Genomic DNA, 12,129 nt, shown 5'->3' with positions numbered 1-12,129 from the left:
ACCCCGGATGACTTTTCAGCCCGACAGCTCGAGAACGCCCACATGCAGCTTTCCTCGCTCACCGCGGTTTCCCCCGTCGACGGCCGCTACGCCGGCAAAACCAGCGCCCTGCGCCCCATCTTCAGCGAATACGGCCTGATCCGTAGCCGCGTACTGGTCGAAGTGCGCTGGCTGCAGCGCCTGGCCGCCCACGAGGGCATCCCGGAAGTCGCACCCTTCTCCGCCGAAGCCAATGCCCTGCTCAACGAGCTGGCCGAGAACTTCGCCGTCGAGCATGCCGAGCGCGTCAAGGAAATCGAGCGCACCACCAACCACGACGTCAAGGCCGTGGAATACCTGCTCAAGGAGCAGGCCGCCAAGCTGCCGGAGCTGGACAAGGTCAGCGAGTTCATCCACTTCGCCTGCACCAGCGAGGACATCAACAACCTGTCCCACGCCCTGATGCTGCGCGAAGGCCGTGATAGCGTACTGCTGCCGCTGATGAAGCAAGTGGCAGTCGCCATCCGTGAACTGGCGGTGAAGTTCGCTGACGTGCCGATGCTCTCGCGTACCCACGGCCAGCCGGCATCGCCGACCACCCTGGGCAAGGAACTGGCCAACGTCGTCTATCGACTCGAGCGCCAGATCGCTCAGGTCGCCGCCGTGCCGCTGCTGGGCAAGATCAACGGTGCTGTGGGCAACTACAACGCCCACCTGTCGGCCTACCCGAGCATCGACTGGGAAGCCAACGCCCGTCAGTTCATCGAAGGCGACCTGGGCCTGACCTTCAACCCCTACACCACCCAGATCGAGCCGCACGACTACATCGCCGAGCTGTTCGACGCCATCGCCCGCTTCAACACCATCCTGATCGACTTCGACCGCGACGTATGGGGCTACATCTCCCTCGGCTACTTCAAGCAGAAGACCGTGGCCGGCGAGATCGGCTCCTCGACCATGCCGCACAAGGTCAACCCGATCGACTTCGAGAACTCCGAAGGCAACCTGGGCATCGCCAACGCGATCTTCCAGCACCTGGCCAGCAAGTTGCCGATCTCCCGCTGGCAGCGCGACCTGACCGATTCCACCGTGCTGCGCAACCTGGGTGTCGGCTTCGCCCACAGCGTCATCGCTTATGAAGCCAGCCTCAAGGGAATCAGCAAGTTGGAGCTCAATGCTCAGAAAATTGCCGAAGACCTGGATGCCTGCTGGGAAGTGCTCGCCGAGCCGATCCAGACCGTGATGCGCCGCTACGCCATCGAGAACCCGTACGAGAAGCTCAAGGAATTGACCCGCGGCAAGGGCATCAGCGCCGAAGCCCTGCAAACTTTCATTGATGGCCTGGACATGCCAGCCGCCGCCAAGGAAGAGCTCAAGCAACTGACCCCGGCGCGCTACATCGGTAACGCCGTGGCCCAGGCCAAGCGTATCTAAGCGCGATCAGCCTCGAGGACGCCCGGCTGAGCCGGGCGTTTTTGTTTTAAGGTTTTTATCTATTTCAAGGGCTTACTGATGAATCCTGATACTCCGCTGCAATTGCTGGGTGGCCTCACAGCCCGTGAATTCCTGCGCGACTACTGGCAGAAGAAGCCGCTGCTGGTACGCCAGGCGATCCCGGACTTCGAAAGCCCGATCAGCCCGGACGAGCTGGCCGGCCTGGCGCTGGAAGAAGAAGTCGAATCGCGCCTGGTGATCGAGCACGGCGAGCGCCCCTGGGAGCTGCAGCGCGGCCCGTTCAACGAAGACACCTTCCAGGATCTGCCCGAGCGCGACTGGACACTGCTGGTGCAGGCCGTCGATCAGTTCGTTCCGGAAGTGGCCGAACTGCTGGAAGACTTCAAGTTCCTGCCCAAATGGCGCATCGACGACCTGATGATCAGCTTCGCCGCCCCCGGTGGCGGCGTCGGCCCGCATTTCGACAACTACGACGTATTCCTGCTGCAGGCCCACGGCCATCGCCGCTGGCAGATTGGCCAGATGTGCGATGCCGACAGCCCGCTGCTCCCCCACGCCGATCTGAAGATCCTGGCTGAATTTGAACCAACTGATGAGTGGGTACTGGAGCCCGGCGATATGCTCTATCTGCCGCCGTGCCTGGCCCACAACGGCATTGCCGAGGATGATTGCATGACCTATTCCGTGGGCTTCCGCGCGCCCAGCGCCGCCGAAGTACTGACCCATTTCACCGATTTCCTCGGCCAGTTCCTGCCCGACGAAGAGCGTTACAGCGATGCCGACATCCAGCCGAGCGAGGATCCCAACCAGATCCAGCGCGATGCCCTGGAACGCCTCAAGGCTCTCCTCAACGAACACATGAGCGACGAGCGCCTGTTGATGACCTGGTTCGGCCAGTTCATGACTGAGCCCAAGTACCCGGAACTGGTTGCTGGCATCGAGATCGAGGAAGAAGACTTCCTCGGCGCCTTGGAAGACGGCGCGATCATCATCCGCAATCCCAGCGCCCGCATGGCCTGGTCGGAAGTGGGTGAAGACCTGGTGCTGTTCGCCAGCGGCCAGAGTCGCCTGGTTTCCGCCCGCCTGCGCGAACTGCTGAAGCTGATCTGCAGCGCCGACGCGTTACATGTGGAAAACCTCGGCGCCTGGCTGGCTGACGACGAGGGGCGTACCCTGCTGTGGGAACTGGTCAAACAAGGCAGCCTGGGATTTGCCGATGAGTGAGATCACCGTCCGTGTCGCGGACTGGCATAGGGACAATGCCGAACTTCGTCGTATCCGCGACAGCGTGTTCGTTGCCGAGCAATCGGTGCCGCCGGAACTGGAGTGGGACGCCGAAGATACCGAGGCCGTGCACTTTCTCGCTGAAGAAGGTGATTACCCGGTTGGCACCGCGCGCCTGCTGCCGGACGGCCACATCGGTCGCGTCTCGGTACTCAAGGACTGGCGCGGCCTCAAGGTCGGCGAGAAACTGATGCTGGCGGTGATCGCCGAAGCGGAAAAACGCGGCCTGCATCAGCAAATGCTCACCGCGCAGGTGCATGCCACACCGTTCTATGAAAGGCTAGGCTTCAGCATTGTCAGCGACGAGTATCTCGACGCCGGCATACCGCACGTGGATATGGTGCGCACCAGCCAGTAGAGAGCACGATGAACGACAAAGACGCCCCGGTCGAACCGATCGATACGCCAGAAGCCCCTGAGCTGACAGCCATCGAATTCGAGTCGCCGGGGCGTTTTGTCGTGCACAATCCACAGCCCGCCACTGCGGATACGGCGCAATCGGAGCCTGCACCCTTCATCCTCGGCCAGCACGAACCTCTGGAGCGCTTCAGCATGCCGCAGGAAGCACGCGCTCATGCACTGGCATTGATCCAGCAGGCCCAACGCAGCTTATGCCTGTACAGCGAGGATCTCGAGCCCTGGCTCTATCACAGCAGCAGCGTGCAGCAAGCCTGCACCCGCTTTCTGCTGAGCAGCCCGCGAGCGCGTCTGCGCATCCTGCTGCGCGATACAACCCGCGCAGTGAAGGAAGGCCATCGACTGCTCGCCCTGTCGCGCCGCCTGTCCTCCAATCTGCATATCCGCAAATTCAACCCTGATTACCCCAGCGATGAACTGGCCTTTCTGATCGCCGACGACCGGGGGCTGTTCCTGCTCCCGGAGCTGAACCAGCAGTCCGGCTACACCCTGTACAACGATCCGGCGCGTGTGCGCCAACGGCAAACCCAGTTCGACCAGGCCTGGGACACCAGCATCACCGATCCTGATCTGCGGAGCTTTCTGCTATGACCCTGCGCACGCTGTTCGCCGCCCTGCTCCTTGGCCTGTGCCTGCCACTGCAGGCGGCGACCGAACTGATCCCGTTGAACTACCGCACCGCCGACGATGTGCTGGGCGTGGTGCAATCGATGCTCGGCAACGAGGGTAAGGTCAGCGCCTACGGCAACCAGTTGGTCGTCAATGCCTCACCGGCCAAGATCGGCGAAGTTCGCCTGCTTCTGCAGCAACTGGATACTCGCCCGCGTCGCCTGCTGATCACCGTCGAGAGCAGCGACAGCAGTTACCAGAATGACCGAGGCTATCGTGTCGACGGCACGCTCAGCGCCGGCAATGCCGAAGCTCAGATCGGCCGCGGCGAAGTCAACGGTCGCGACCAGGTGCGCATCATCCGGCGCAGCACCGACAGCCGTGGCGGTGGCACCCAGCAGGTGCAAGCCACCGAGGGTTATCCGGCGTTGATCCAGGTCGGCCAGAGCGTCCCGCTGACCACCACCAGCACCGGCCCCTATGGCCAGATCTATCAGGACACCCAATATCGCGACGTGACACGCGGCTTTTACGTGACGGCCAGCCTCTCTGGCGAGCTGGTGCATCTGTCCATCAGCAGCCAACAGGATCGCGTGAGCAACAATCGACCCGGCGTTATCGACGTGCAAGGCACCGACACCCGCGTCAGCGGCCGACTGGGCGAATGGATTCCCCTGGGCGGGGTCAGCGAGCAAACCAGCTCCGACGGTCGTGACGTATTGCGCCGCAGCACTACGCAAGGGCGTGAGGATATGTCGCTACGCGTCAAGGTCGAGGCGCTCGACTGACCCTATCGACCAAAGTCGTATGGCACTCCGCCCTCCGGGGCATGGACAAATCGCGCAGCCCCCGAAATCCCTGAAACGCCCGCCTGGTGGGCTGCCGTACGTGACCAGGCAGTCGCGGACTGAATATGTAGTAGCTTGAAAAAACCACTACAAAACGTTTGACGAAGCATTTTCCCAGAGGCATGATGGCCTCGCTCCCGCTAGCCAGGGGTCCTGAAAAGGATCTCCAGATCGTCATCGAAGCACTTCGCGACGATCCGTGTCCTAACAGCCCACAAGGCCGTACGACGAGGTTGCGACTGGAACGAAGTTGTCCTGAGGGACGGGGAAGCGTTAAGTAACAGACAGCTCGCCATGCACAGGCGCAGTGCCAAGGGTTTCCACGAGCCCAACGCTCTGCGACAGCCAGCGGACTGCTCGCCTACATCCCCCTCTTCGCAGCACACCCTCGCTTTTCAGCCGTTCCCCCGCCGTCAAAGTGGTAGCCGCCCGCAGCCGTCGCACTCATGCGCGTCTAGCGTGTGTAGTTGGTGCTCAACCCACACACATCTGAAGGATTGACCATGTCCGCATATCAAAACGACATCAAGGCTGTAGCCGCTCTGAAAGAGAAATTCGGCAGCAGCTGGAGCGCTATCAACCCTGAGTCCGTCGCTCGTATGCGCGCTCAGAATCGCTTCAAGACCGGCCTGGAAATCGCCCAGTACACCGCCGACATCATGCGCCAGGACATGGAAGAGTACGACGCCGACTCCTCCCTCTACACCCAGTCCCTGGGCTGCTGGCACGGCTTCATCGGTCAGCAGAAGCTGATCTCGATCAAGAAGCACCTGAAGACCACCAACAAGAAGTACCTGTACCTGTCCGGCTGGATGGTCGCCGCACTGCGCTCCGACTTCGGCCCGCTGCCGGATCAGTCGATGCACGAAAAAACCGCCGTCTCCGACCTGATCGAAGAGCTCTACACCTTCCTGCGTCAGGCTGACAGCCGCGAACTGGATCTGCTGTTCACCGCCCTGGACGCCGCTCGTGACGCTGGCGACCACGCCAAGGCTGCCGAGATCCAGAACCAGATCGACAACTTCGAAACTCATATCGTACCGATCATCGCCGACATCGATGCTGGCTTCGGTAACCCGGAAGCCACCTACCTGCTGGCCAAGCGCATGATCGAAGCCGGCGCCTGCTGCATCCAGATCGAGAACCAGGTTTCCGACGAGAAGCAGTGTGGTCACCAGGACGGCAAAGTGACCGTTCCGCATGCTGACTTCCTCGCCAAGATCGCTGCCGTTCGCTACGCCTTCCTCGAGCTGGGCATCGACAACGGCGTGATCGTCGCCCGTACCGACTCCCTGGGTGCCGGCCTGACCAAGCAGATCGCAGTCACCAAAGAGCCGGGCGACCTGGGCGACCTGTACAACAGCTTCCTGGATTGCGAAGAAGTTGCTGCCAGCGACCTGGGCAACGGCGACGTCGTGATCAATCGTGGCGGCAAGCTGCTGCGTCCGAAGCGTCTGCCGTCCAACCTGTTCCAGTTCCGTGCCGGCACTGGCGAAGACCGCTGCGTACTGGACTGCATCACCAGCCTGCAGAACGGCGCCGACCTGCTGTGGATCGAAACCGAGAAGCCGCACGTTGGCCAGATCAAGGCCATGGTTGACCGCATCCGTGAAGTCATCCCGAATGCCAAGCTGGTGTACAACAACAGCCCGTCCTTCAACTGGACGCTGAACTTCCGCCAGCAGGTGTTCGATGCATTCGCCGCCGAGGGCAAGGACGTATCCGCCTACGACCGCGCCAAGCTGATGAGCGTCGAGTACGACGAGACCGAACTGGCCAAGGTTGCAGACGAGAAGATCCGTACCTTCCAGCGCGACGGTTCGGCTCACGCCGGCATCTTCCACCACCTGATCACCCTGCCGACCTACCACACTGCCGCCCTGTCTACCGACAACCTGGCCAAAGGCTACTTCGCCGACCAGGGCATGCTGGCCTACGTGAAAGGTGTTCAGCGTCAGGAACTGCGTCAGGGTATCGCCTGCGTCAAGCATCAGAACATGGCTGGCTCCGACATCGGCGACAACCACAAGGAGTACTTCGCTGGCGAAGCTGCTCTGAAGGCGAGCGGTAAAGACAACACAATGAACCAGTTCCACTAAGAACGGTTCTCCCCTGCGGGCCACGCACCCGCAGCGGCCAATTGCCTAATCCGCCCCGGCTTGCCGGGGCTTTTTTATGCACAAGGCACGCGAACCGACAAAGCATTCCTGCATATAAAGAATGCTTTAAATTCCATAATGGAATTTAAAGCCGTCGTGACGAACGACTCCAGCGAGTCTCCGCAGCCAAAACGAGCAATATTCGTATATGGCCGCGACATTTCCAATCACATCGCCGCCCCGCTTCGTGAATAACACTTCATCGCAACTATCGATGCGGAAGTTGCACTTCCTCATTCCTTGGTATTAGTGCGAAAGACGCGCGAGAGCCTTTTCAAATGCAGCCATCAGCGCCTGGCTCGTCGCCCGGCGAAGGCTGAAAGCGCCGTTTCAGGGGCCTGCAACGGCTTTGCCAGAGGCCAGCCAGGGGCGCTGCCGTGAAACCAAGGTGCAATTACCGCTATTTCTGCTAAAACTACTCAGACAACAAAGCGTTGCGTGATTTATTTTTCAAATGGAAATTTACTTCTACCTTTAACAGCGCATAGAATTGTTTTCAGGATTTTTCAGAGCACGTGCTACCTGCACGGCTCCATCACGAATAATAGAAGCCGTCTCTTTACCAAGGGGTACCGGCATGCCTGATGCGGTAACGACCATGTCCCAGAACTGGGCTTTCGCTGTTTTCTTGCTGGGTGTCTGCGGGCTCATCGCCTTCATGCTCGGCCTTTCCAGCCTGCTCGGCAGCAAAGCCTGGGGACGCAGCAAGAACGAACCCTTCGAGTCGGGCATGCTTCCCACCGGCAGCGCGCGTCTGCGCCTGTCAGCCAAGTTCTATCTGGTCGCGATGCTCTTCGTGATCTTCGACGTTGAAGCCCTCTATCTCTTCGCTTGGGCAGTCTCGGTGCGCGAAAGCGGCTGGGCAGGCCTGATCGAAGCTACAGTTTTCATAGCAATTCTGTTGGCAGGTCTTGTCTATCTTTGGCGTATCGGCGCGCTCGATTGGGCACCGCAGGGACGTCGCGAACGGCAGGCGAAGCTAAAACAATGAGGCTTTGGCGATGCAATACAAACTTACTCGGGTCGACCCGAATGCGCCCAATGAGGCGTATCCGATCGGCCAGCGGGAGGTCGTTTCCGACCCGCTGCTAGAGGATCAGGTTCACAAGAACATCTACATGGGCAAGCTCTCGGACGTGCTTAACGGCGCGGTCAACTGGGGGCGCAAGAATTCCTTGTGGCCATATAACTTCGGCCTGTCCTGCTGCTATGTGGAAATGACCACCGCCTTCACCGCCCCGCATGACGTGGCGCGATTCGGTGCGGAAGTCATTCGTGCATCACCCCGCCAGGCCGACTTCATGGTCATCGCCGGCACCTGCTTCATCAAGATGGCGCCGGTCATCCAGCGTCTCTATGAGCAGATGCTGGAGCCCAAGTGGGTCATCTCCATGGGTTCATGCGCCAATTCCGGCGGCATGTACGACATCTACTCGGTCGTTCAGGGCGTGGACAAGTTCCTCCCCGTGGACGTCTACATTCCCGGCTGCCCGCCCCGGCCCGAGGCGTTCCTGCAAGGCTTGATGCTGCTGCAGGAATCCATCGGCCAGGAGCGCCGCCCGCTATCCTGGGTCGTAGGCGATCAAGGCATCTACCGTGCCGAAATGCCTTCGCAGAAGGAGCAGCGTCGCGAGCAGCGAATCGCCGTTACCAACCTGCGTAGCCCCGACGAAGTCTGAGCCGATGCTTGCCTGCGCAAGCGTCACGCCCACTTTCTACGTTGATCGACAGCGACCGAGACCATGACTCAAGACACCGTTGTGTCCATACCGCCTTACAAGGCTGACGACCAGGACGTCGTCGCCGAACTGCGCGCCCGCTTTGGCGACGACAGTTTCACCCTGCAAGCGACCCGCACCGGCATGCCGGTACTCTGGGTTGCCCGTGAGCGCCTTATTGAAGTGCTCACCTGCCTGCGCAACCTGCCGCGCCCCTACGTGATGCTCTATGACCTGCATGGCGTCGACGAGCGCCTGCGTACCCAGCGTCGCGGCCTGCCGGACGCCGACTTCACGGTGTTCTATCACCTGATGTCGCTGGAGCGTAATAGTGACGTAATGATCAAGGTCGCCTTGTCCGAGCGCGACCTCAACCTGCCCACCGCCACCGGTATCTGGCCCAACGCCAACTGGTACGAACGCGAAGTCTGGGATCTGTACGGCATCACCTTCACCGGCCACCCGCACCTGAGCCGCATCATGATGCCGCCGACCTGGGAAGGTCACCCGCTGCGCAAGGACTACCCGGCGCGCGCCACCGAATTTGATCCATTCAGCCTGACCCTGGCCAAGCAGCAGCTTGAGGAAGAGGCTGCGCGCTTCCGTCCCGAAGACTGGGGCATGAAGCGTGGCGGTGAGCACGAGGACTACATGTTCCTCAACCTAGGCCCCAACCACCCATCCGCCCACGGCGCCTTCCGCATCATCCTGCAGCTCGACGGCGAAGAGATCGTCGATTGCGTGCCGGAGATCGGTTACCACCACCGTGGTGCCGAGAAAATGGCCGAGCGGCAGAGCTGGCACAGCTTCATCCCCTACACCGACCGCATCGACTACCTCGGCGGGGTGATGAACAACCTGCCCTACGTGCTCTCGGTGGAGAAACTCGCCGGTATCAAGGTGCCAGCCCGTGTCGATTTCATCCGTGTGATGATGGCCGAGTTCTTCCGCATCACCAGCCACCTGCTGTTCCTCGGCACCTACATCCAGGACGTCGGCGCCATGACCCCGGTGTTCTTCACCTTCACCGACCGCCAGCGCGCCTACAAGGTGATCGAAGCCATCACCGGCTTCCGCCTGCATCCGGCCTGGTATCGCATCGGTGGCGTCGCCCACGACCTGCCGCGTGGCTGGGACAAGCTGGTCAAGGAATTCGTCGACTGGCTGCCCAAGCGCCTCGACGAATACGAGAAGGCGGCGCTGAAGAACAGCATCCTCAAGGCCCGTACCATCGGTGTAGCGCAGTACAACACCAAGGAAGCGCTGGAATGGGGCACCACCGGCGCCGGCCTGCGCGCCACTGGTTGCGATTTCGACCTGCGCAAGGCACGCCCTTATTCCGGCTATGAGCACTTCGAATTCGAAGTGCCGCTGGCGGCCAATGGTGACGCCTATGACCGCTGCATGGTGCGCGTCGAAGAGATGCGCCAGAGCATCCGCATCATCGATCAGTGCCTGAAGAACATGCCGGAAGGCCCGTACAAGGCTGACCACCCGCTGACCACGCCGCCGCCGAAAGAGCGCACGCTGCAGCACATCGAAACTCTGATCACTCACTTCTTGCAGGTTTCCTGGGGCCCGGTCATGCCGGCCAACGAAGCCTTCCAGATGATCGAGGCGACCAAGGGCATCAACAGCTACTACCTGACGAGCGACGGCAGCACCATGAGCTACCGCACCCGGATTCGCACCCCCAGCTTCGCCCACCTGCAGCAGATACCCTCGGTGATCCGCGGCAGCATGGTGGCGGATCTGATCGCCTACCTGGGCAGTATCGACTTCGTCATGGCCGACGTGGACCGCTGATTATGAGCACGCTAATTCAGACCGACCGTTTCACCCTCAGCGAAACCGAGCGCTCGGCCATCGAGCACGAAATGCACCACTACGAAGACCCGCGCGCCGCCAGCATCGAGGCGCTGAAGATCGTGCAGAAGCAGCGCGGTTGGGTGCCGGACGGCGCCGCTGACGCCATTGGCGAAATCCTCGGCATTCCTGCCAGCGACGTCGAAGGCGTGGCTACCTTCTACAGCCAGATCTTCCGCCAACCCGTTGGTCGTCACGTGATTCGCGTGTGCGACAGCATGACCTGCTATATCGGCGGCCATGAAACGGTGGTCAGCGAGATGCAGAAGCAGCTCGGTATCGGCCTTGGCCAGACCACCAGCGATGAGCGCTTCACCCTGCTGCCGGTGTGCTGCCTGGGCAACTGCGACAAGGCCCCGGCGCTGATGATCGACGACGACACCTTCGGCGATGTTCGACCTGACGGCGTCGCCAAGCTGCTGGAGGACTACAAATGAAGACCCTGACCTCCATCGGCCCAGCCAACCGCATCACTCGCAGCGAAGAAACTCATCCGCTGACCTGGCGCCTGCGTGACGACGCCCAGCCGGTATGGCTGGAGGAGTACCAGCAGAAGAACGGCTACGCGGCCGCACGCAAGGCACTGACCGAGATGGCCCAGGCCGACATCGTGCAGACCGTCAAGGAATCCGGCCTCAAGGGCCGTGGCGGCGCAGGCTTCCCCACGGGCGTGAAGTGGGGCCTGATGCCGGCCGACGAATCCATGAACATCCGCTACCTGCTGTGCAATGCGGACGAAATGGAGCCCAACACCTGGAAAGACCGCATGCTCATGGAACAACTGCCGCACCTGTTGGTGGAAGGCATGCTGATCTCTGCGCGTGCGCTCAAGGCCTACCGCGGCTATATCTTCCTGCGCGGCGAGTACGTCGATGCTGCGGCCAACCTCAATCGCGCCATCGATGAAGCCAAGGCCGCAGGCCTGCTCGGCAAGAACATCTTCGGCTCAGGCTTCGATTTCGAGCTGTTCGTGCACACCGGTGCCGGCCGCTACATCTGCGGCGAAGAAACCGCGCTGATCAACTCGCTGGAAGGGCGCCGCGCCAACCCACGCGCCAAGCCGCCCTTCCCCGCTGCCGTCGGCGTCTGGGGCAAGCCCACCTGCGTCAACAACGTCGAAACCCTGTGCAACGTGCCGGCCATCATTGGCCAGGGTGTGGACTGGTACAAGAGCCTCGCCCTCCCTGGCAGCGAAGACCACGGCACCAAGCTGATGGGCTTCTCCGGCAAGGTGAAGAACCCCGGTCTGTGGGAACTGCCGTTCGGCATCACCGCCCGCGAGCTGTTCGAGGACTACGCCGGCGGCATGCGCGACGGCTACAAGCTCAAGTGCTGGCAGCCTGGCGGCGCCGGTACCGGCTTCCTGCTGCCCGAACATCTCGAGGCGCAAATGTACGCCGGTGGCATCGGCAAGGTCGGTACGCGCATGGGCACAGGCCTGGCGCTGGCAGTCGACGACTCGATCAACATGGTTTCCTTGCTGCGCAACATGGAAGAGTTCTTCGCCCGCGAGTCCTGCGGCTGGTGTACGCCGTGCCGCGACGGCCTGCCGTGGAGCGTGAAGATCCTCCGCGCTCTGGAGCGCAAGCAAGGCACCGCCGAAGACATCCAGACCCTGCTCGGCCTGGTCAATTTCCTCGGCCCGGGCAAGACCTTCTGTGCTCACGCGCCAGGTGCCGTGGAGCCGTTGGGCAGTGCCATCAAGTATTTCCGTGAAGAGTTCGAGGCCGGTGTGGCCCAGGTGGCGACTACGCCCCGCACGCCGGCGACCGCGAGCTGAACAGACGAATTCCC

Annotated in this window: 11 protein-coding genes; all 11 read left to right on the top strand. The window is 61.5% G+C overall.

Annotated elements, in window-relative coordinates; genetic code table 11:
- The first annotated feature begins 42 nt into the window (after positions 1-42).
- The 11 genes from purB (at position 43) to nuoF (ending at position 12,115) form a co-directional block, all read left to right on the top strand.
- Entirely contained in the window at positions 43-1,413 is a 1,371-nt protein-coding gene (gene purB / locus ACODS1_RS03890) for an adenylosuccinate lyase (protein WP_489084614.1), read from the top strand.
- Positions 1,414-1,491: 78 nt separating this feature from the next.
- A complete protein-coding gene (locus ACODS1_RS03885; protein WP_489084613.1) occupies positions 1,492-2,658 on the top strand; it encodes a ribosomal protein uL16 3-hydroxylase in 1,167 nt (388 codons plus the stop codon).
- The gene (locus ACODS1_RS03880) at positions 2,651-3,076 is read left to right on the top strand and encodes a GNAT family N-acetyltransferase (protein ID WP_322977871.1); all 426 of its coding nucleotides are present in this window, start codon (positions 2,651-2,653) and stop codon (positions 3,074-3,076) included. The genes ACODS1_RS03885 and ACODS1_RS03880 overlap by 8 nt, the downstream gene beginning before the upstream one ends.
- An 8-nt stretch (positions 3,077-3,084) precedes the next feature.
- Positions 3,085-3,726, top strand: a complete 642-nt coding sequence (locus ACODS1_RS03875; protein WP_489084612.1) for a DUF7931 domain-containing protein — start codon at positions 3,085-3,087, stop codon at positions 3,724-3,726.
- Positions 3,723-4,532, top strand: a complete 810-nt coding sequence (locus ACODS1_RS03870; protein ID WP_322977873.1) for a secretin N-terminal domain-containing protein — start codon at positions 3,723-3,725, stop codon at positions 4,530-4,532. Before ACODS1_RS03875 ends, ACODS1_RS03870 begins: the two co-directional genes overlap by 4 nt.
- A 563-nt stretch (positions 4,533-5,095) precedes the next feature.
- On the top strand, positions 5,096-6,691 hold the full coding sequence (locus ACODS1_RS03865) for an isocitrate lyase (protein WP_322977874.1): 1,596 nt from the start codon (positions 5,096-5,098) through the stop codon (positions 6,689-6,691).
- Between the two features lie 637 nt (positions 6,692-7,328).
- Complete coding sequence (locus ACODS1_RS03860; RefSeq protein ID WP_024308132.1) at positions 7,329-7,742, top strand: NADH-quinone oxidoreductase subunit A; 414 nt, start codon at positions 7,329-7,331, stop codon at positions 7,740-7,742.
- Between the two features lie 10 nt (positions 7,743-7,752).
- Positions 7,753-8,430 carry a NuoB/complex I 20 kDa subunit family protein gene (locus ACODS1_RS03855; protein ID WP_013715478.1) on the top strand — a complete coding sequence of 226 codons (678 nt, stop codon included), beginning with the start codon at positions 7,753-7,755 and terminating at the stop codon, positions 8,428-8,430.
- Between the two features lie 63 nt (positions 8,431-8,493).
- The gene (gene nuoC, locus ACODS1_RS03850) at positions 8,494-10,275 is read left to right on the top strand and encodes an NADH-quinone oxidoreductase subunit C/D (protein ID WP_181564471.1); all 1,782 of its coding nucleotides are present in this window, start codon (positions 8,494-8,496) and stop codon (positions 10,273-10,275) included.
- Positions 10,272-10,772, top strand: coding sequence for an NADH-quinone oxidoreductase subunit NuoE (gene nuoE, locus ACODS1_RS03845; protein WP_489084806.1), 501 nt, complete (start codon positions 10,272-10,274; stop codon positions 10,770-10,772). The genes nuoC and nuoE overlap by 4 nt, the downstream gene beginning before the upstream one ends.
- The gene (gene nuoF / locus ACODS1_RS03840; RefSeq protein WP_489084611.1) at positions 10,769-12,115 is read left to right on the top strand and encodes an NADH-quinone oxidoreductase subunit NuoF; all 1,347 of its coding nucleotides are present in this window, start codon (positions 10,769-10,771) and stop codon (positions 12,113-12,115) included. Before nuoE ends, nuoF begins: the two co-directional genes overlap by 4 nt.
- Positions 12,116-12,129 lie beyond the last annotated feature (14 nt).

Source organism: Pseudomonas sp. FG29 (assembly GCF_057809355.1).
The sequence above is the reverse complement of the archived record's forward strand: the minus strand, read 5'-3'. Positions and strand labels throughout refer to the sequence as shown.